The organism is Treponema sp., from assembly GCF_017430385.1.
Taxonomy (GTDB): Bacteria; Spirochaetota; Spirochaetia; order Treponematales; family Treponemataceae; genus Treponema_D.
The window spans coordinates 1-18059 of sequence record NZ_JAFRNB010000016.1 but is presented as its reverse complement, the minus strand read 5'-3'; the positions used below and the strand labels follow the sequence as shown (position 1 = coordinate 18059).

Genomic DNA, 18059 nt, shown 5'->3' with positions numbered 1-18059 from the left:
ATGCTCAGCAGGTGCTGCAACCGGCTGTGGAATCGGCCCGAAAGACCTGGACAAAATCCTCGGTGTTTTCAAGGCATATCAGACTCGCGTTGGAAACGGCCCGATGCCGACAGAATTCAACAACGAAAGTGAAGGAGAACTTTGCGAGTATGTGCGAAAGACTGGCCGTGAGTATGGCGTAACAACAGGTCGTGCCCGCCGCTGCGGTTATCTTGACCTGGTTGCTCTCCGCTATGCCTGCATCACAAACTCAATCGATTCACTTGTCCTTACCCACCTCGACATTTACGACACCTTCGACGAAATCGAAGCCTGCGTTTCTTACGAAATCGACGGCAAAATCGTCACTGACTTCCCGGCAAGCGTTCCCGCAATGGAAAAGGCAAAACCTGTCCTCAAAAAGTTCAAGGGCTGGAAAAAAAGCCTCAAGGAATGTCGTTCTTACGAAGAGCTTCCAAAAGAAGCCCGTGATTATGTAGAATTCATCGAGGACTACTGCAAGACCGAAGTAGGAATTATCTCAGTAGGCTACGAGCGCAACGAGACTTTCATCCGTAACAATCCGTGGAGCAAATAAGTTAAGAAAATTGACCGCACGGAGGCGGTCGAAAGCAAAGCGAGTTTTGGTACAAAACTCGGCCACTTTTTGCGTAGGCATGGAAGCCGGAGCAGAAAAGTGCAAATCCTTGGAACAAATAAGTTAAAATAAAAGCAAAAGGCGCACCTCAATCGGGGTGCGTTTTTTTTGCGCTAAGGATTGTAGCCGCGCCGCAGGCGTTCCGGAGGAATGAAGTGCGTTAGCACGGAACGGCGGAAAGCCTGACCCGAAGGGGAGCGCCCTTTTATTCACAATTCTTTTTAAAATGCCGAAAATAATAGCATGAAATCGTATGCATTTATTTTTTTTGCGGCTATATTAAGCATTTTTATTTCTTGTGAAAAATCTGCACTTACAGAAGATTCTGAAGTCGTTGAGCCGATTCCCGTTGAGACTTTCGTTGAAGGAAAAATTCTTGCCAAAAAGGGCGAACTTTGTCTTTATGGGCGGGATTTTGAAATGCATCCTGTGATTAAACTTTCTGCCGGCGCAGAAATTTCTGTTCTTGAAATTGACGGCGTGATTGATGAAAAATTTATTCCTGAAAAGGGGGAGGTTGGGCTAGAACGAACTAACGATAGTTCTGATTCAGCTGAAAACGCAGACAAAAACGCTCAAACTTCCCAAAAGGGCATAGAATATGTGCATGTCGTGCATGAGAATATGGATTTTTGGCTCGATAAGTCAGTTTTTGCCCTGAATTGCGAAAATGCAGTGGCCATTGAAAAAGCCTTTTTGTATTCAGATGCGGCTTTGACCGAAAAAATGAGCAGCCCCCAGAGTCCTCTAAAATTTGCCTCACTTATTGCAGTCTCAAAATCTCAAGGGGAAAATCCTTCTGAAAATCAAAATGCCATAAAAGTCTTTTTTTATGATTCGGCTGAAAACTCCGTTCGCCAGGCTTTTGTTTCCTCGGCTTCAATCAGTACAAAAATTGATGATATTGTTGTAAGCCAGATTGCCGAGGAATTGAAAGTTACGAAGCGGGCAGTCCCCCGAAATGAACTCTTTGCGAGAGCAGCGAAGTATAAGCCTTGTCAGAAAGTTCTGGCAGCCCTGAACGCGCAAAAAACTGAAACTCAGACGAACAGCTATCAGGAAGTGCTAAAATCGATGCAAAGAATGTCTTTTGGCGTGAATGTGGATGAACTTTTGACCGTAGACCAATCTAAAGATCCTTTCAAGTAATAATGAAAAAACTTGTTTCTTTTCTTGCCGCGCTTTGCCTTTTCCTCGCCGCGATTGAAAATGCGATTCCTAAGCCTCTGCCGTTCTTGCGACTGGGACTTGCGAATCTTCCTGTAATCCTTGCGCTTTTTTTGCTTCCATCAAGAAAGATTTTGCTTTTGGTTTTATTTAAAGTCTTGGCTCAGGGAATTATTTCAGGAACGCTTTTTTCATATATATTTTTGTTTTCTTCGGGCGGGTCATTTGCTTCCGCTCTTGCGATGATGGGATTGTATGCCTTGTGCGGAAATCACCGTAGGAATGAAACTAACGAACGGAAGTTATTTTCTGTTTCCGCTGTGGGAATAACTCTTTTCGGTTCGCTTGCAAGCACTTTTGCCCAGCTTTTTTTGGCTAGATTTATTTTGTTTGGAGAAAATGCAAAGTATATCGCGCCGATTCTGCTTGTATCAGGTTTGATTACAGGTCTTCTTCTGGGAATTTTCGCCGAACTTTTTATGCAGAAGTCGAATTGGTTCAAGGGGCTTTTGACGGATTTTTCCGAGACTGCCACAAAATCTGATGTGGAGAAATCTGATGAAATCTGAAATACTTTTGACAGCCACTGTCTGGCTTTTCGTGCTGATATTTTTTATTGTTGCCTGTGTGAAAGGTCGTCGGATTCGGCTTTTGCCTTCGCTCTTTATCGTGATTTTTGTTACATTTTTTGCGCTTTTGGCACCGTCGGGAGAAGTATTACTAACAGTCGCTAGTTTCAAAATCACCCTTGATTCACTTTTGCTTGGCTTACGAAGGAGCGGAATCTTGGTCGGAATGGTTTTTCTCTCGCGCTTGATTATAAATCCCCAGATGAAAGTAAAAGGAAAAGTAGGAAACAAACTAACGGAAGTTTTCTTTTATCTTAATCTGCTCACCGAAAAGAAAATCAGCTTTAAAAAAGGACATATTATCGAAGCTATAGACGAGAGACTTTGTGAAATCTGGGAAAAGGAATCTACTACTTGTTGATGAGCCAAAGCCCCGCCAGGCAGAGAAGGATTCCCGCGATTTTAGTCAGAGAAATTGCCTCGTGATAGCCAATCATGGCCACAAAAATCAGAGCGATGGCGACAAGCCCGTTTGCCACAGTTGAAAGAGTGCTTACTTTCCAGCCGGCCTTGTAGGCGAAGATAAAGCCCACTTCACGCCCGGTGATGACGATTCCAAGAACGACGGTCGCCCAGTTTGCCAGGCTGAATTCTTTGAGAAGATTCCCGCCCTTTGAAGTGACGAAAAAAGCAAGCGCAGAAAAAAGCGTCGCCACGCCGTAAGTCACGGTCATGGAAGCGTAGGTGTTCATCTGCGGCGGAATTCCCTTGGCGCAAATCTGATAAAGTGTGTTTGAAAAAACGATGACGGCAAGCGGCCAGATGTAGTGAAACATGGTGAATCTCCTGTAAAAATTGAATTGCGTGAGGCTGTATTTCCCAACTTAGTCAACCAGCACTGAATCGCAGAATATCAAAAATTTCTCGTCTGTGCTATACTTTTCTCCATGCCTGATTTTCCCCGCGCTTACGAAAACCTTTCTTCTCTCCCGATTTCGCCTTTCCTGCCAGAAATCTGCTCTTCTCTCAAATCTTCAGAATCCCGCTTTCTCGTGCTGACCGCTGAGACTGCTGCCGGAAAATCCACTGCAGTACCGATTGCCTTGCTGGAGCATTTTGAGGGAAAAATCCTTATGCTGGAACCGAGGCGTTTGGCGGCATCTGCCATTGCTGACAGGCTTTCTGATTTGCTTGGCGAAGAGACTGGCGGGACTGTGGGCTATCGCCTTCATCTTGATTCAAAAGTTTCGGAGAAAACGCGGCTTGAAGTGATTACCGAGGCGATTTTGACTCGCCGGCTTCAGGCGGACCCGCTCCTTGAAGATGTGAATGTGATTGTGCTGGACGAATTTCATGAGCGGTCGATTCATTCAGATTTGGCGCTGGCTTTCTTAAAAGAGACTATGCTTCTTCGGGATGATTTGTTTGTGATTGTGATGAGCGCGACAATAGACTACCGCTCGATAGCCGAATATCTGGGGAGTAAAGAAAATCCCGCCCCGGTCATGCAGATTCCAGGCCGCCAGTTCCCCGTTGAGATTGAATATAAGCCGAATGTAAGCGTAGCCAGGGCGATTTTTGAAGAATTGGGGAAGGATTCTCGGCATGGACGCGAGAAAAAAGCAAGTAAAACTAACGATAGTTTTATAGATAATCAAAGGAACGACACGATTTTAGTGTTTTTGCCGGGAATCTCTGAAATCAGAAAGACAAAATCCGAGCTTGAAAGCTACCTTTCGGAAGCCAACTTTGACTGCGAGATTCTGATTTTACATTCTTCTGTGCCGGTTTCCGAGCAGCGAAAGATTCTCCGGCCTTGCGAGTCAGACTCTCCGAGGCGGGTCATTCTTTCTTCTGCCATTGCGGAAACTTCGCTCACGGTGCCAGGCGTCACGCTGGTCATTGATTCAGGCTTGTGCCGGGTCAATAAAATGAATGTCTCTTTGGGAATGGAACATCTCGTGACCGAAAATGAAAGCCTTTTTAGTGCGGCACAAAGGGCTGGACGGGCCGGGCGGGTGGCGGCGGGAAGATGCGTCCGCCTGTGGAGCGAGCATGACGCGCGGGTGGAGCAGAATCAGCCGGAAATTCTTCGTGCTGATTTGACAGGTCTTGTGCTTGAATGTGCCCAGTGGGGAGCTGGTGAAATAGAAAAACTTGACTGGCTGACAGAGCCGAGTGAGTCAGCCTGGAACGCTGCAAAGTTTTTGCTTGAAAATCTGGATTGCTTAGAATCGTGTACAGACTCAAATGGAAAAAAATCGACAAAAATCACTGAAAAAGGAACGGCAGTTCTGAAGCTTGGCCTGCATCCCCGACTTGCCTGCGTGGCTCTTGCGGGCGGAGCGGAGTCAGTTCTTCCATTTTCTGAATATGCGGAGGCAGCCCCTGAGCGACAGAAAATTTTCGTAGATGACTTGAAGAGGCGATTAAGAGATTGTCGGGGCAAAGCAATGGCGACAACGACAGACAGTGAAAGTTTTGTTCTCGAAGGATTTCCGGATCGGCTTGCCCGGCTTTCCCCTGAAACGACGCCGAACTCTGACCGGGCTGAATATCAGTTTCCCAGCGGACGAAAGGCCTGGCTTAGCCGGGAGCTTTTGTCTCAGGCACGGATTCCCAGCTTTCCGACCTGGCTTGTTGCACCAGAAGTTGACGCTGGTGAGAGAACTGGAAAAATCTATTCATTTGAGGCGATAAGTGACGGACAGGCAGAAGTCTTTTTGAAAAAGCACGCAAAGTCCGAAATCAAAACGGAATTCTTGGGACTAACGAATGGAAGCGATTTTAAGAATCTTTTCGTTCAGAAAAAAGAAATTCTGTCTTACGGTGCCATTATTCTCAAAGAAAAGAAAATGCCGGTCGAGAGCGAGGATTTTGCGTTGGCGCTTTGTGACCTTGTGAGCAAAAAAGGCTTAAAATCCCTACCGCTCGATAGCAAAATAGAGAATTTTTTGCTCAGGGTGGAATTTTATATCAAAAATCAGCCTCAAAACGGTCAGACAGGGCTTGTTTCAGTATCAGAATTACAGAAAAAGTTTGATTCTTTGGCTCAAAATGCGCAAGAATGGTTACGACCGTTCGTTAAGTCACAAAAAATCAACGCTCAGGATATTTATGATGCCCTTTACTGGTATCTTGAAGGAAGTGAGACTGATTCAAAAGTTCCCCTTCAAATCAATCTGGCTAACGGACGGAAGCGAAAAATTGTCTATGAAAAAAAAGCGGACGGAAGCATACAGCCCACGCTGGAAATCATAATTCAGCAGATTTTCGGTTGCTTTGAGACCCCAAAGATTTTGGGCGTTCCCGTCCTTTTGAAACTTCTGTCTCCTGCAAGCCGCCCTCTTCAAATCACGGACGACCTGGAGAATTTCTGGACAGGGGCATGGCTTGAAATCTGCAAGGAAATGAAAGGCCGCTACCCCAAACATAAGTGGGATTATCGGGTGCTTACTGAATAATTCTGCCAATTCCTGCTCATACCTTATGTTGGATTCCCATCTGCCGATGAGGTTTACAGGGGGGGGTAAAAAATGAATTTTGGAATCTGCCGCAAAAGAATAACTTCATTATTATTCGCCTGTTACAATCGTAGTTCTTTTTATAAAGATTCCAAGAATGTTGGTCGTTCTTGTATCTATAGTGGCAATTTTTGTTATTCCTCCATTCTCCGCTGCTGTGCTCATGCTTGCATCAGCTGCGATTGGAATTCCAAACAGAAATACACCTGTGGCCTCGCCCCGTTTTTCCATGTTGGCATCTGAAATGACTGCATTTGAACCGAAACCATATCCAGGCTTTGTCGTGGTACAGCCCGACATAAAAATGCACACTGTAAAAATTGCGAACAAAATAAATATTAATTTTTTCATGTAGCTTCCTCCAGAATCCTTTTAATTTGAAACTTCAACAATAAGATCCGATTCTTTTTTACTTACAGAATACTGATAGCTTTTTTTATCCTGCACGCTAAAGGCAAAATATCGGTAGAACTGAATTTTATTCACATAAGTTTCCATTGATGTACTTCCATTTTTTAATTGTGCGACCCCGATTTTTTCCCATGAATCTGACTTCGAGACACGGGCATAAACATCTACCGCTGAGACAGAGGCTGTCGTATTTTTGATTTTTATTTTTCTTACGGCTCCCATGCCTTTTGTATCCACTTCAAAATCTGGATTTTGTGCAGGAGAACTGTCTTGAACTATAAAAAATTTTAAGTCATCATCTTCAATTCTTGTTTTAAGAGTTAGAGGGACTTGCAGTCCTGTAGATATACGAATTTTATCATAATTAATTAGTTTTCCGTGTTCGATGTCTTCTCGCTCACTTATACGCCCATCTGCCTTCAGGAAATTGAGCCGTTTTGTTTTTCCCCATTCATTTCTGCCCTTTTCAAGAAAGTCTACAGCAAGTGTAAGATTGTTTTCTTTTGTTAAATTTGTAAATTGAAGTTCATCATTGACATTCAAGATTTTACCTTTAAGCTTAGAAACATCAATGGTAAAAATTCCATTTTCCGCTTCCCAAGTTTGAAGCCCCTCGTTGCTCTGTTCAAGCTGCTTCTTTAAGGATTGTTCTTCTGTCAGTTTTTGTGCTCCATCTGCATTTGTTACAGAATTTCTTCCTTCATCACCTGTAACGATAGTCGTTTTTTTTGTGACAATGAACAATACATTTGTCGTTTTTGTATCAAGAGTTGCGACTCTTTTGATTCCACCGTTTTCTGCAGCCGTTACGACACTGATATCACCGCCACCAAGGGGAATAAGTCCAAACAGGAATGTGCATGAAGCCTCTCCCCTTTTTTCACTGCGGGCATCGGTAGAAATACCTACGCCGTAGCTTGGAGCAATTGTCGTACAAGAACAGATGACAAGTGCCGTTAAAAGCAATGCTGCGAGTTTTACAAATTTCTGCATAAAATCTCCTCTAAATTGAAAATAATCCATTCCAGTAAAGAAAAGTTGATGATAATCAATATTATAAACCATATTAAACTGATTTTCAACCATAAAATGATGAAAAAAGTTGATAATAATCCATAATTTAAATTATGGGATTTTGGGATAATGTCGTAGAAGAGCTTGATTATCTTGGAATGACACAAAAATCATTGGCAGAAAAAGCTGGATTTGACGCTTCAAATGTCGCCCGTGGAATCAGGTATAAAAGCAGTCCGTCCGCTGATACAGCCGTAAAAATCGCAAATGTTCTGAATGTCTCGGTTGAATATCTTGTAACTGGCGAGAAGAAAAATTCCAAAAATAATTCTGACGAGCGGAATATCTTCCGAAAATACGCTCCTACGCTTGAAAAACTCGAATCTATTCCCGAAAAATCTCGTACTTCAATTCTCAAACTTATAGATTCTGTCAGTGCGGATTGCAGATAAAGTCTGTTGTCTTTAGTTGAAGAAATGCCCGGGTGAATGAAAAAATAATAAATCCTTCAATAACAAAACAAGCCGCCTCTCCCTCCACAAAGGAAGAAGCGGGTTATCTTTGGAATTATCTTGCGGCAGTCTTTTATATTTTCTTATCAGCTATCCCTTCTACATAGCAAACATCGCAAGATAAATCAATTTTATTGTTCCATTCAATCTCGCTGTTTACATCTGGATTTTTGTCCCAACAAACATTATTTGAATCATCGATATAAACTCGTTTGAAATTTTCAATTTTTAATAATTGCTCAAAAATGCATGAAAACGCGGTGGCATATGGTCATTCCAGTTGATTGAAATCTTAATTCCACGAAACATACTTATCGTTGGCATAACTTCTTCCTATGAATTATGTTACATCAGATTCTTAAAAAAAAAGCACTGCCCTAAAAAAGACAGTGCTTCAATTTGTTGCACGGTGGTTTCGACAGGCTCAACCACCACAGGCTCAACCACCACAATGACAAGAATCACCGGTGGTTGAGTAGCGAAGCGTATCGAAACCACCCCAATTCAGTTACTTACTCAGCAATTTGTTCATCGCTTTGACGAAATCATTCGGATTCTTCAATTCCGCGCCGCTTACAAGCAATGCCTGGTCAAGAAGAACTTCGCTCACATCGGCGATGTAGGCTTCGTCCGTGCAAGATTCGAGCGTTTTGACAATCGCGTGGTCGCCGTTGATTTCGAGAATCGGCTTGATTCCTGGCCCTGCCTGACCCATCGCGCGCATCATTCGCTCCATCTGGATTCCCGGGTCGTTCTCGTCAACGACAATGCACGACGGGCTATCAGAAAGTCGCTTTGAAAGAACGACATCTTTCACGCGCTCGCCCAACGCTTTCTTGATTTTTTCCTGAACGGGCTTGAACGCCTCTTCTTTCTTTTTGGCTTCGTCCTTGTCAACGCCAAGCTCGTCGTCGCTTCCCGCGCGGTTCACGGCTTTGAGATCGAAGTCCTTGTATTTCATCAGGCTTGGAATTACGATGTCGTCGATTTCGTCTGCCATAATCAGGACTTCAAATCCCTTCTTCTTGTATGCTTCGAGGAGTGGTGAAGCGCGCAAGTTTTTCTCGTCTGTGCCTGTAATATAGTAGATTGCTTTCTGTTCAGGCTTCATGCGCTGAACATAGTCTGCAAAGCTTGTCCAGTTGTCGTCACCGGTTCCTGCAGCGTCAGTGCTTTTGAAGCGGACGATTTCTGAGATTTCTTCGCGGTTTGCATAGTCTGAGTACAAGCCTTCCTTCATCGGGCGGTTGAAATTCTTGACGAATGTGTTCCACTTTGTGATTGCGGCCTTTTCCTCGTCGCTTCGTTTGCTTTCCTCAGTCTTCTTTGCCTTGTCTGCGGCTTCTCCCATCTTCTTGAATTCGCTGAGCAATTTCTTTACGCTGGCGCTCTTGATTGTTTCAAGGATTCGGTTCTGCTGCAAAATCTCACGGCTTACGTTGAGAGGCAAGTCTTCTGAGTCGATGATACCGCGGACAAAGCGCAAATAAGCCGGCAAAAGCTCGCGGTCGTCATCAGTGATGAAAACTCGTTTTACATAAAGTTTGACTCCGCTCTGGTAGTCAGCCTGATACATGTCGAAAGGAGCGTTCTGTGGGACATAGAAAAGTGTTGTGTATTCCTGAGTTCCTTCTGCGTGTGTGTGAACATAGTGAAGCGGCTCCTGACCGTCGTGACTGATTGTCTTGTAGAAGTTGTCGTAATCTTCCTTTTTAAGCTCGCTCTTGCTTCTCTTCCAAAGGGCGCTTGCTGAGTTTACCTGATCGATTTTGTCCTCGCTTCCGGTGATGTTGCCCTTGTCGTCGTATTTGTTCTGGGTGTAGTGAAGGTAAATCGGGAAAGCGATGTGGTCAGAGTAGCGTTTAATCAGCTCTTCAATCTTCCATCGTGAAGCGTATTCCTTTGAATCATCGTTCAAGAGCATTTCGATTGCAGAACCACAGGTCTCGGCCTTGTCGAATCCGTATTTTTTAGCCTCGTCGCTGTCTGCATTGATTTCTTCGATTGTGTAGCTGTTTGTGCCGTCGCTAGACCATTTGTAGATTTTATCGCTGGCAGCTTTTCGTGTGTAAACATTGATTCTTTTTGCAGCCATGAAAGCAGAGTAGAAACCGACACCGAACTGACCGATAAGGTTAGATTCTCCGGCATTTTTGTCTTCCGCAATCTTTTCGATGAAAGCCTTTGTTCCTGAGCGGGCGATTGTACCCAGGTTGTTGTTCAGGTCTTCCTCGCTCATACCGATACCAGAATCCTGAACAGTCAAAATCTTGTTCGGGTCATCAAAAGTGATGTCGATTCTAGGCTCGCTCTTAACGCCTTTGTAAGCCTCGTCCGAAACTTTGAGATAGTTGAGCTTGTCCAAAGCGTCCGAAGCGTTAGAAACGATTTCGCGAAGGAAAATGTCTTTGTTTGAATACATTGAATGAATGATAAGTTTAAGAAGCTGGTTTACTTCCGTTTGAAACTGATATTCGGCCATGGTTTTTATACCTCTATTTGAAATTTATATATAGAAAAGATAATGAAATTTTGAGAAAACGGAAAGAAAAAAGTTTTAAAAATTTGGGCGCATCCGCCTTCGGCGGTCGGGCTATCCGCCGTTCCGCTACCGCTCCATTCCCCGCCAACCATGTCTGAATTATTTGTTCGCGGAAGGATGTCTCGTATTTAAAAAGCCGATGATTTCCGCGGAAACAAACTTTTCGTTACGACACGGATGTCGGTGAACGCCTCCGGCGTGGCTACTATCTCTTGCGCATGGCTACACAAAAAAATCTCGCAGCGTAAGATTCATAGCTTTTGCGATTTTTGAAAGAGTCTCAAGCGAAGGAATTGTCTTTTTGGATTCGATATAAAAAAGATGACTGCGCGAAATTCCAGAATCGACAGATAGCTGAACAATCGAAATCTTTCTCTCAGTTCTAAAAGTGCGTATCTTATCTATTACCTGTTCAACTTCCGAATCCATTATTGCTCTAAATCTAGAGTAATGTTATAGTTAAAGAATCGAAACTCTATATTTAGAGCAATTAAAAATCGTAGGAGGATTTTTATTATGAAAAAGATTGCAGCATTGCTTGCAACACTTCTGATGTCGGGTGCACTCTTTGCACAAAGTATTCCAGAAAACAGAGATTTATATGTTGGGGTATGGAAATTTGCAGAAGAAAATAATTATCAAAATGTCAGCAAATATAGCAAGCAAATTGAAAAATTCTTGAAAAACGAGATTTTAAATGACATTAAAATAAATGCAAAGACCGGTGAAAGAACTTACGAAAAATCATTTGATTTTGAAAAAGGAAACAGCTTTGATTTGGCGGATGATGAATATCGAATTTTAACCACACAAATTGATAAAGTTTTGCTGAGTTATACATTGCATATTTTCGATTGGACAATTAAAAATGACGACGGAAATATTTCATTGAAACTGAATAATTCTTTAACTGCCGTTGTTGATAAAAATGGAAATTGGACATCTTCGTCAAAATTTCAAAAGGCAAAAATTTTAAATGGAAAGCAAATTGAAAAAATGGCTACAGAAGATGTAATGAAATATCTTACTGTTTCTGATGAAGAGTATGCAAAAAATAAAAAAGAAGTTTCTTCAAATCTTGATTTTTTGATTTCAATTGTTCCAAATATGACAGATTTAATGTTAGAAGATTTTGTCACTGAAAATGATTTATACAATACAGAAACAAATGTAAACCTAAAAGTATTTGATGTAAGCAAAAACGATATGAAAGTCGAGGGATATACGCCGGATTTATATACATATAAAATTTACGGAACAAATGGTAATGCTTATCTTTGGGGCTTTTCAAACGCATCAGTATTTAACAAGGCAAAAAAAGATTCTGATTTTTCTTGTACCGCAAAAATAAAAATGATTCGATATAGAATGTTAAAAACAGAAATTTATTTTATCGTTGAATAAACAAACCAGGGCGGAGACAATTATCTCCGCCTTTTTACGACAACAGAAGCCATTGAACTTATTGCATTCGCAAAACAGCACATTCAGGAACTGTCTGTCGTGAACTATGCGACTGCGGCATAAGGTTTTACCGCTTTGCTTATCTAATCCTCTCCATCCGTTCCGACATCAGTTCAACAAACGCTGCCTTTTCTTCTTCCGTCAAAAATGACTTGCCTACAGCTTCTTTGAATCTTTCTTCGAGCGAAACAATCCTCTGAATCATCTTTAACGCCGCCTGCTCAGGAATTTTGCAGGATTCGGCAAAAGTCAAAAAATCGCTTTTCTTTATGTTCGATTTTTTGCCGTTCATCGTAAGGGCGAATTCTTCCGTATCTTCTGGCATCGCAAGATTCACTGGAAGCAAATCATACGCCGATGAAAGTTCATAAATCCGTGATTTTGGAGCGGTCTCAACCAGTGAGAAGTTTTTCAGATGCATGTCGGAATTCCCGGTTACAAAACAAAAAATAAGCCTGTAAAAAAGTTCCGCAATGTCCAATCCTGACTTTGAAGAATACTGATTTATTATTTTTGCACACCGCTCATAAGAGGACTTGTATTTTTCTTCGGTCAAGCGTTCGGAAAGCTGGCAAAAATCTTCCATCGCAAAAAGTTCCGTGCCATTTTTAGAGGATTTCCTATCAATTCTTTTGGTGATATACGCAAATCCATCGTAAAGTTGCACGAGTGCATTTGGAACGGTTTTTATCCCGGCAATTTTTGCAAGATTCATCACGAGATTTTCCATTTCAGGAAGATGGCGAAATTCTTCTGTCTGAGGTTTTAAAATGAATCCTGCCGGGTAACCGACAATCGTGAGCCGTGAGTTTTTTTCCTGTGAAAGATGAAGAGAAAGTTTTTTCTGAACTCCTGCAACCGTGAATCCTTTTGAGACGGTTTCTGTCGCAAGGTTTTCTAACTGCTCTTTTGAAACTGAAATCTCAGGAAACTGGCTTGTCCCGAAAAATTTTCGGACACATTTTGAATGCCATAAATTTTTGAGTTCATTGGGTTTTTCTGAATCAATCTCTTTTCCACAACAGAGGCAGATTTTTTTAGACTCACTCATCTTTCACTCCTCACGGAAACATCACCGACGGAATCTTTGCACACCGCAAGCAAAAGCCCGAACCTGTCACGCTTGTCAATCTTCCAGTTTTTGGAAACGACATTCAAAAGCCAGCCCTCTGGAATCAGACCGTCAAAAAAAGGAAACAGTGTTTTATTTTCAAAAAGCTCTTCCTGCAAAGGTAAGGTCAGGCTTATAGGCAGTGGATTCAGAGAAGCAAGATAGTCCTTATCATATTCAAATTCATATCCGGAATCTGTTTCACGGATAATTCCTGAAAAAACATTCTGAACAAAAACAAATCCCTGCCGGTACGATGCAGCCATATTTCACCTCATTTTTCAGAGTTTTGATTCTTCACGACACCGAGCGTACAGCCGAACATCGAAAGAGCCTGATTTACTTTATCCATACGGCAGGTTTCTTTGCCCTGTTCAAGTTCACGCACAAAACGCAAACCCAATCCACTTCGTATGGCGAAATCTTCCTGCGTTAGACCTGATTTTTTCCGTTCAGATTTAATGAATTGAGCGATTTGGTTCATACAGTGATTTTACAACCGAAAGGGTATAATTTCAAGGAAAATTGTATAATTTACACCTTATCGGGTATATTTTTACCACGCCAGCTGCAATCCGTCATTTTCGTACAATGGGAAATTATGGTCGCGGCTTAACATTACAAGGTTTTTCCGAATTGCAAGATGAATCAACATTCGGTCAAAAGGATCTTTGTGATTTTTTTGAAGCGGAAGCTCTTTGTATGTGATAAAATCGTATGCATCAGGATTCAAAATCTGAAAATTGTATTCTTTTGCGATGTTTGGCAGCAAAATTGAATTGATTCCGTTTAGTGAGTATTTTCCAATCTGCTCTTTAATTGCGACTTCCCAAAAAGAAATTGTGCTTACATAAATTGGATGCTCATTTGATTCCAAAATTTCACGGACTTTGTCAGAAAGCTGACCTGAATCCAAAAATGCCCAGAGGAAAGTGTGCGTGTCCAAAAGATATCCGACCGATTCGTTTTCTGATGTGCAGTACAAATTATTCTCCCTCATTAATCCCTAAAAATTCTTCAAGAGAGATTTTGCCGTCATCATGTTCCGAAAAACTTGCTTTTCCTTCATAAGTTCCCAAAACGCGTTTTTTAGCCGCTTCGCTTTTAAGCGGGGAAAGGACTGCTACAGGTTTTTTTGTGCGACCAAACAAAATCTGAAACTGTTCGCCCATTTGAACCTGTGCCAAAACCGAGGAAAAATCAGCTTTAAAATCCGCGACCATCATCTGAATCATAATTTTATTATATATCGAGTTGTCAACTTTGTTGTTCAAAAAATTTTCCTCACTCCCCCTCCCCTCCCCCGCACTAGAATCTTTTTCAAAAATACATCATACTATTTTCATTCGGGGGCGTAGCTCACCTGGCTAGAGCGCTACAATGGCATTGTAGAGGTAGTCGGTTCAAGTCCGATCGTCTCCAGTAATTTTCGTGTAATTGGCACAGCTTTTTTTGTTCGAAAATTGTTGTTGGTAGCAGAGAACCGACTTCCGAAGCGAGCGCGCCGACATCTCGAAATACCCTTTTTATGTGCAAAAGATTTTTCCTTATTATCGCTGTTCTTCTTTCTTTCCTCGCCATTTCCTGCCACCGCGCCGAGCCGGAGCTTGATTCCTGGAGCGTTTTCACTTACGAAGAATATCAGGGCAGGCTCTACGCAAGCCAGTTCAAAGACAGAGTTTATATCGTTTTATGCGGAAATTTTGCGGGAATCGAGGCAAGCCTTAAGCTGAATCATGCTTGCACACAGGAACAGTTTGAAATTTTCAAAGAAAAATTGATTGAGGCAGGTTGTGAAAGCCGTGGAGAGGCCGAAACCCCCGATGTTGAAGGTTATCCCGACCTCTCACAATACCTGCCTTTCGTGTTCTCCAGCGACGAGCTTCACGACTTGTGGACTCAGTTCGGCCTGGAGAATAAAACGGAAGATTAAACCGGCTCGTACAATGATTCAAAATCAGCTTTTTTACTGATGAAAAAATCTCCTTTCTGACCGCGAACGACATAATCCCCGATTTGAGCAGGAACTATTTTTTCAGAAGTTTTTACCTTCAGAACCGCGTCGAAAGTTTTTCCATCATGATTTGTATCCGCGTAGTCGAACATTGCGAACTGCCCTGCCAGAGCTTTGATGTCATTCTGGTTAGAGCCGTTCCATTGAATCGCATCTACGATTTCTTTTCTTCGGTACTGCATTATTTGAACATTGCCTCAAGAGTTTCTTTCGGAACGAAGCCCGTTGATGTTTTTACAGCCTCGCCGTTCTTGAACAAAATTACAGTCGGGATGCTAACGATTCCGTATTTCTGTGCCAAATCCGGTTCATCATCAACATTTACTTTTCCGACTTTGATTGTATCGTTTTCGTTTGCAATCTGCTCGATTGTAGGCGCAAGCATTTTGCACGGACCGCACCAAGATGCCCAAAAATCTACGAGAACTGGCTTATCTGACTTGAGAACTTCTGTTTCGAAGTTTGATTCGGTGAGTGTAATTTCCATAAATTGGTCTCCTTACCATGTGATATAATAAAGATAACCTAAAAAGCTGAATTCACAAAGAAAAAAACGCTGAAAACCCGTAAGAATTCAGCGTTTCTAACAAGAAATTATTATTGAGCCTGTGCAGCAAGCTGGTCGGCGATTTCAAAAAGGTGCGGAAGAATGTCGGCTGCGGCTGGTGTATCTTTCTGCTTGTAAACTTCAGTCAAATCCCTGAAGTAAGCGCTGAACTGCTGTGATTTTGATTTGTCGTTGATATTCTTTTCAAAATCAGGAATTGTAAGCCTCATTCCCGGAGTGATAAGTTCCGGATCGCTTACGACATTGTGAGATGCCAGCATGATGAGCGGGAAGTAATATCCGTTTGCGTCATGGCCTGCATAGAACTTCTTTGTGATTGAGGTGAGAGTGTCGCCTTTTTTGACCTGATAATATTTTGCGCCCTCAAGGACAAGTGAAGATTCGTGTGTTGAATAGACCTGATCGAAAGCCTTGTTTACGGCAGCCTGCTTTTTCCTTGCGGAATCATCCATTGTGCTTGTTGAAGTGCACGCGACCATTCCGAACAAAGTGAGCAAAGATGCAAGAAGCAAAACGATTTTTTTCATAAAAATCCTCCTAGATGTATATCCTATAATTATAATCCCGGCAGATTGGAATTTCAAGTTTTTGGCGCGAATCAACTTGCAACCGCCCTTCCGGGGTTCGGTCACCCTCATTCCTTCGCTTCGCTACGGAACAAGCCCCTACACGGCGGGCGCGGGCCTATATTTCCAGGAACAAAGGCAAATCCGGCCTGTAACAAGGCAAATCGATAATCTTTACCTTGAACAAGTTTGTCTTATACTTCGCGAGGATTTTTTCGGCATTTTCGCCCTTGATGTTTTTGCGTGCAAGCTCATTGACTTCGTGGTAAGTGAAGCCAAGATTGTCCTCGTCTGTTTTTCCGCACATTCCGTCGCTCGGAGCCTTGTGCGTGAGTGAGCTAGGCAAACCGAGATAATCACCGATTGCCACTACTTCCTCTGTCGTGAGTTTGTTGATTGGCGCGAAGTCTCCGGCTGCGTCTCCGTAGAATGTCGAATAGCCGACCAAATCTTCGCTGAGGTTACATGTGTTTGCCACGCGGCAGTTTCCGATTTGTGCTCCGATTCCGTAGAGAGTTGCCATGCGGATTCGTGCCGGTGTGTTTGTTCTGAATACAGGAGAGAAACTATCGTTAATTAGTTTTTGGTTATCCTCATTGAAGAGAGTGTTTTCATCAATATCAACTACCCCTGCGACGGCAAAAGCTGATTGAAGTCCTTCATAAGCCTTCGCGATATTCACTGTGTAGTTTTTGATTCCCAGGTGACTAACGAGCGTTCGTGAGTCAGAAATGTCTTTCTGCTCACCGTTCGGCATCATTATGCCGATAACGCGGTCTTTTCCAAGTGCTTTGACCATGAGTGCCGAAACGACAGAAGAATCTTTTCCGCCAGAAACACCAACAATAACTTTCGTTAGTTCGTTTCCGTTTTCGCTAATCCATTTCTGAATCCATTCAACGACTTCTGCCGTGACTTTTGCTACATCGAAATTGTATTCGCTCATATTTTTACCTCGCTATTTTGTATATTCTTCAAGAATTGATTTCACTGGATTTAAGTAATTGGTTCCGAACATGTTCAGGTGGTTCAGAAGATGATAAAGATTGTACAAATCCCGCCTTTCGTCATAACCCGGCTGCAAGGGATTGGCTTCCTTGTACGCATCATAAAATTCCTGCGGAAAGCCGCCGAAAAGCTCTGTCATTGCTAAATCTGTCTCTGCGTGTCCGACATAGCCTGCCGGGTCAATCAGCCAGGCCTTGCCGTCCGAGCCACACATTGAGTTTCCTTTCCACAAATCGCCGTGCAAGAGGCTTGGATTTTCCGGCTCCACCAAAAATTCGTCAAGGTGGTCAAGAAGTTTTGTAACTAACTTTCGTTCGTTTGTGTCAAAATAAGAGTCGGCTTCTTTGAATTGTGGTTCAAGTCGTGAATCTCTAAAAAATGTTATCCAGCTGTCTGAATTAACATTTTTCTGTGATTTTGCGCCGATGAAATTGTCCTGCACGAATCCGAATTTTTTGCCATCGGTGAATTTTTGGGTGGCAGCATTGTGCATGGCCGCAAGTTCCTGACCGAAAACTTCCCAGTAATTTTTGATTTTGGGCGCGCTCTCAATGTATTCCAAAAACAGGAAGGAATAGCCTACCTGCTCACCTGCATCTGTTCCGGTGCAGAGAATTTTCGGGGTCTTTATAGTTTTAGTTGATTCGATTGCTGAGAGAGATAGTGCTTCGGCCGTAAAAAATGCCGCGTTTTCTTTGGCATTTGCTTTCATGAAGATTGTTTCGCCATTATTTAGGTGCAGGGCGTATGCTTTGTTTATGTCTCCGCCAGAAAGCCTGTCCGTCTGGACGATTGCGATGCTGTTTCCGTAAAGTGAGACAAGTGCTTCTGCCAGAGACTCGTAATTTGCCGGGCTTTTAAACATGCGTAGATATTACTCTTAATCACATTTTATGTCGAGGAACTTTTGATTACCTATACAAACACCTATATATATATATATATATATAGT

General features: G+C 42.6%; 24 protein-coding genes and 1 tRNA gene. 10 read left to right on the top strand and 15 right to left on the bottom strand.

Features of this window, described 5'->3' with window-relative positions:
- From IJJ71_RS01125 to IJJ71_RS01110, 4 genes are all read left to right on the top strand, one after another.
- Positions 1–577: adenylosuccinate synthetase (locus IJJ71_RS01125; protein WP_296844817.1), on the top strand; the 577-nt coding region annotated here is incomplete at its 5' end.
- A gap of 303 nt (positions 578–880) precedes the next feature.
- Positions 881–1786, top strand: a complete 906-nt coding sequence (locus tag IJJ71_RS01120) for a hypothetical protein (RefSeq protein WP_296844816.1) — start codon at positions 881–883, stop codon at positions 1784–1786.
- Positions 1787–1788: 2 nt separating this feature from the next.
- Positions 1789–2373 carry a Gx transporter family protein gene (locus IJJ71_RS01115; RefSeq protein WP_296844815.1) on the top strand — a complete coding sequence of 195 codons (585 nt, stop codon included), beginning with the start codon at positions 1789–1791 and terminating at the stop codon, positions 2371–2373.
- The gene (locus IJJ71_RS01110) at positions 2363–2794 is read left to right on the top strand and encodes a hypothetical protein (RefSeq protein ID WP_296844814.1); all 432 of its coding nucleotides are present in this window, start codon (positions 2363–2365) and stop codon (positions 2792–2794) included. Before IJJ71_RS01115 ends, IJJ71_RS01110 begins: the two co-directional genes overlap by 11 nt.
- Here the strand turns inward: IJJ71_RS01110 and IJJ71_RS01105 are convergent.
- Entirely contained in the window at positions 2784–3209 is a 426-nt protein-coding gene (locus IJJ71_RS01105; protein WP_296844813.1) for a hypothetical protein, read from the bottom strand. The two genes, IJJ71_RS01110 and IJJ71_RS01105, sit on opposite strands and share 11 nt — an antisense overlap.
- Before the next feature lie 111 nt (positions 3210–3320).
- Between IJJ71_RS01105 and IJJ71_RS01100 the strand changes: the two genes are divergently transcribed.
- Entirely contained in the window at positions 3321–5837 is a 2517-nt protein-coding gene (locus IJJ71_RS01100; RefSeq protein ID WP_296844812.1) for an ATP-dependent RNA helicase, read from the top strand.
- 111 nt (positions 5838–5948) lie between these two features.
- Here the strand turns inward: IJJ71_RS01100 and IJJ71_RS01095 are convergent, their stop codons facing one another.
- On the bottom strand, positions 5949–6248 hold the full coding sequence (locus IJJ71_RS01095) for a TRL domain-containing protein (RefSeq protein ID WP_296844810.1): 300 nt from the start codon (positions 6246–6248) through the stop codon (positions 5949–5951).
- Positions 6249–6269: 21 nt separating this feature from the next.
- Positions 6270–7394 (bottom strand): TRL domain-containing protein, encoded by a 1125-nt coding sequence (locus tag IJJ71_RS01090; RefSeq protein ID WP_296844809.1) that lies wholly within the window; start codon positions 7392–7394, stop codon positions 6270–6272.
- A gap of 41 nt (positions 7395–7435) precedes the next feature.
- On the opposite strand from IJJ71_RS01090, the gene IJJ71_RS01085 reads away from it, so the two are divergent.
- Both IJJ71_RS01085 and IJJ71_RS01080 read left to right on the top strand, forming a co-directional pair.
- The gene (locus IJJ71_RS01085) at positions 7436–7774 is read left to right on the top strand and encodes a helix-turn-helix domain-containing protein (RefSeq protein WP_296844808.1); all 339 of its coding nucleotides are present in this window, start codon (positions 7436–7438) and stop codon (positions 7772–7774) included.
- 340 nt (positions 7775–8114) lie between these two features.
- Positions 8115–8309, top strand: a complete 195-nt coding sequence (locus tag IJJ71_RS01080) for a hypothetical protein (protein WP_296844806.1) — start codon at positions 8115–8117, stop codon at positions 8307–8309.
- 33 nt (positions 8310–8342) lie between these two features.
- On the opposite strand, the gene htpG is transcribed toward IJJ71_RS01080, so the two are convergent.
- Positions 8343–10316 carry a molecular chaperone HtpG gene (gene htpG, locus IJJ71_RS01075; RefSeq protein ID WP_296844804.1) on the bottom strand — a complete coding sequence of 658 codons (1974 nt, stop codon included), beginning with the start codon at positions 10314–10316 and terminating at the stop codon, positions 8343–8345.
- Positions 10317–10598: 282 nt separating this feature from the next.
- Complete coding sequence (locus IJJ71_RS14915; RefSeq protein WP_367113199.1) at positions 10599–10805, bottom strand: helix-turn-helix domain-containing protein; 207 nt, start codon at positions 10803–10805, stop codon at positions 10599–10601.
- An 87-nt stretch (positions 10806–10892) separates the two neighbouring features.
- On the opposite strand from IJJ71_RS14915, the gene IJJ71_RS01070 reads away from it, so the two are divergent.
- Complete coding sequence (locus tag IJJ71_RS01070) at positions 10893–11780, top strand: hypothetical protein (RefSeq protein WP_296844803.1); 888 nt, start codon at positions 10893–10895, stop codon at positions 11778–11780.
- 139 nt (positions 11781–11919) lie between these two features.
- Here IJJ71_RS01070 and IJJ71_RS01065 read toward each other — a convergent pair whose 3' ends face one another.
- The 5 genes from IJJ71_RS01065 to IJJ71_RS01045 all read right to left on the bottom strand — a co-directional run bounded on the left by IJJ71_RS01065 (position 11920) and on the right by IJJ71_RS01045 (position 14186).
- Positions 11920–12891 carry a HipA domain-containing protein gene (locus IJJ71_RS01065; protein ID WP_296844801.1) on the bottom strand — a complete coding sequence of 324 codons (972 nt, stop codon included), beginning with the start codon at positions 12889–12891 and terminating at the stop codon, positions 11920–11922.
- Complete coding sequence (locus IJJ71_RS01060; RefSeq protein ID WP_296844800.1) at positions 12888–13217, bottom strand: HipA N-terminal domain-containing protein; 330 nt, start codon at positions 13215–13217, stop codon at positions 12888–12890. The genes IJJ71_RS01065 and IJJ71_RS01060 overlap by 4 nt, the downstream gene beginning before the upstream one ends.
- 8 nt (positions 13218–13225) lie before the next feature.
- The gene (locus tag IJJ71_RS01055) at positions 13226–13435 is read right to left on the bottom strand and encodes a helix-turn-helix transcriptional regulator (RefSeq protein ID WP_296844799.1); all 210 of its coding nucleotides are present in this window, start codon (positions 13433–13435) and stop codon (positions 13226–13228) included.
- Between the two features lie 72 nt (positions 13436–13507).
- Entirely contained in the window at positions 13508–13936 is a 429-nt protein-coding gene (locus IJJ71_RS01050; RefSeq protein WP_296844798.1) for a type II toxin-antitoxin system VapC family toxin, read from the bottom strand.
- A 1-nt stretch (position 13937) separates the two neighbouring features.
- Positions 13938–14186, bottom strand: a complete 249-nt coding sequence (locus IJJ71_RS01045) for a type II toxin-antitoxin system Phd/YefM family antitoxin (RefSeq protein ID WP_296844797.1) — start codon at positions 14184–14186, stop codon at positions 13938–13940.
- Positions 14187–14299: 113 nt separating this feature from the next.
- On the opposite strand from IJJ71_RS01045, the gene IJJ71_RS01040 reads away from it, so the two are divergent.
- Together IJJ71_RS01040 and IJJ71_RS01035 are read left to right on the top strand one after the other, a co-directional pair.
- Positions 14300–14373: transfer RNA gene (locus IJJ71_RS01040), tRNA-Ala, on the top strand.
- 106 nt (positions 14374–14479) lie between these two features.
- Positions 14480–14884, top strand: coding sequence for a hypothetical protein (locus tag IJJ71_RS01035; protein ID WP_296844796.1), 405 nt, complete (start codon positions 14480–14482; stop codon positions 14882–14884).
- Here the strand turns inward: IJJ71_RS01035 and IJJ71_RS01030 are convergent.
- From IJJ71_RS01030 to IJJ71_RS01010, 5 genes are all read right to left on the bottom strand, one after another.
- The gene (locus IJJ71_RS01030; RefSeq protein WP_296844795.1) at positions 14881–15147 is read right to left on the bottom strand and encodes a hypothetical protein; all 267 of its coding nucleotides are present in this window, start codon (positions 15145–15147) and stop codon (positions 14881–14883) included. The genes IJJ71_RS01035 and IJJ71_RS01030 overlap by 4 nt on opposite strands.
- Entirely contained in the window at positions 15147–15452 is a 306-nt protein-coding gene (trxA, locus tag IJJ71_RS01025) for a thioredoxin (protein ID WP_296844794.1), read from the bottom strand. Before trxA ends, IJJ71_RS01030 begins: the two co-directional genes overlap by 1 nt.
- A 110-nt stretch (positions 15453–15562) precedes the next feature.
- A complete protein-coding gene (locus IJJ71_RS01020) occupies positions 15563–16060 on the bottom strand; it encodes a LysM peptidoglycan-binding domain-containing protein (RefSeq protein WP_296844792.1) in 498 nt (165 codons plus the stop codon).
- 157 nt (positions 16061–16217) lie between these two features.
- Positions 16218–17045, bottom strand: a complete 828-nt coding sequence (gene nadE, locus IJJ71_RS01015) for an NAD(+) synthase (protein ID WP_296844791.1) — start codon at positions 17043–17045, stop codon at positions 16218–16220.
- A gap of 12 nt (positions 17046–17057) precedes the next feature.
- Positions 17058–17972: a fructosamine kinase family protein gene (locus IJJ71_RS01010; protein WP_296844790.1), complete on the bottom strand. Its 915-nt coding sequence runs from the start codon at positions 17970–17972 to the stop codon at positions 17058–17060.
- Positions 17973–18059 lie beyond the last annotated feature (87 nt).

Bases quoted from the DNA above. Each gene is read 5' to 3' on its own strand.
- IJJ71_RS01090 (WP_296844809.1), bottom strand. From the start codon at position 7,394: ATGGTTGAAAATCAGTTTAATATGGTTTATAATATTGATTATCATCAA.
- IJJ71_RS01020 (WP_296844792.1), bottom strand. From the start codon at position 16,060: ATGAAAAAAATCGTTTTGCTTCTTGCATCTTTGCTCACTTTGTTCGGA.
- IJJ71_RS01100 (WP_296844812.1), top strand. From the start codon at position 3,321: ATGCCTGATTTTCCCCGCGCTTACGAAAACCTTTCTTCTCTCCCGATT.
- IJJ71_RS01035 (WP_296844796.1), top strand. From the start codon at position 14,480: ATGTGCAAAAGATTTTTCCTTATTATCGCTGTTCTTCTTTCTTTCCTC.
- htpG (WP_296844804.1), bottom strand. From the start codon at position 10,316: ATGGCCGAATATCAGTTTCAAACGGAAGTAAACCAGCTTCTTAAACTT.
- IJJ71_RS01115 (WP_296844815.1), top strand. From the start codon at position 1,789: ATGAAAAAACTTGTTTCTTTTCTTGCCGCGCTTTGCCTTTTCCTCGCC.
- IJJ71_RS01110 (WP_296844814.1), top strand. From the start codon at position 2,363: ATGAAATCTGAAATACTTTTGACAGCCACTGTCTGGCTTTTCGTGCTG.
- IJJ71_RS01030 (WP_296844795.1), bottom strand. From the start codon at position 15,147: ATGCAGTACCGAAGAAAAGAAATCGTAGATGCGATTCAATGGAACGGC.
- IJJ71_RS01065 (WP_296844801.1), bottom strand. From the start codon at position 12,891: ATGAGTGAGTCTAAAAAAATCTGCCTCTGTTGTGGAAAAGAGATTGAT.
- IJJ71_RS01120 (WP_296844816.1), top strand. From the start codon at position 881: ATGAAATCGTATGCATTTATTTTTTTTGCGGCTATATTAAGCATTTTT.
- IJJ71_RS01010 (WP_296844790.1), bottom strand. From the start codon at position 17,972: ATGTTTAAAAGCCCGGCAAATTACGAGTCTCTGGCAGAAGCACTTGTC.
- trxA (WP_296844794.1), bottom strand. From the start codon at position 15,452: ATGGAAATTACACTCACCGAATCAAACTTCGAAACAGAAGTTCTCAAG.
- nadE (WP_296844791.1), bottom strand. From the start codon at position 17,045: ATGAGCGAATACAATTTCGATGTAGCAAAAGTCACGGCAGAAGTCGTT.
- IJJ71_RS01045 (WP_296844797.1), bottom strand. From the start codon at position 14,186: ATGATTCAGATGATGGTCGCGGATTTTAAAGCTGATTTTTCCTCGGTT.
- IJJ71_RS01105 (WP_296844813.1), bottom strand. From the start codon at position 3,209: ATGTTTCACTACATCTGGCCGCTTGCCGTCATCGTTTTTTCAAACACA.
- IJJ71_RS14915 (WP_367113199.1), bottom strand. From the start codon at position 10,805: ATGGATTCGGAAGTTGAACAGGTAATAGATAAGATACGCACTTTTAGA.
- IJJ71_RS01095 (WP_296844810.1), bottom strand. From the start codon at position 6,248: ATGAAAAAATTAATATTTATTTTGTTCGCAATTTTTACAGTGTGCATT.
- IJJ71_RS01085 (WP_296844808.1), top strand. From the start codon at position 7,436: ATGGGATTTTGGGATAATGTCGTAGAAGAGCTTGATTATCTTGGAATG.
- IJJ71_RS01070 (WP_296844803.1), top strand. From the start codon at position 10,893: ATGAAAAAGATTGCAGCATTGCTTGCAACACTTCTGATGTCGGGTGCA.
- IJJ71_RS01060 (WP_296844800.1), bottom strand. From the start codon at position 13,217: ATGGCTGCATCGTACCGGCAGGGATTTGTTTTTGTTCAGAATGTTTTT.
- IJJ71_RS01055 (WP_296844799.1), bottom strand. From the start codon at position 13,435: ATGAACCAAATCGCTCAATTCATTAAATCTGAACGGAAAAAATCAGGT.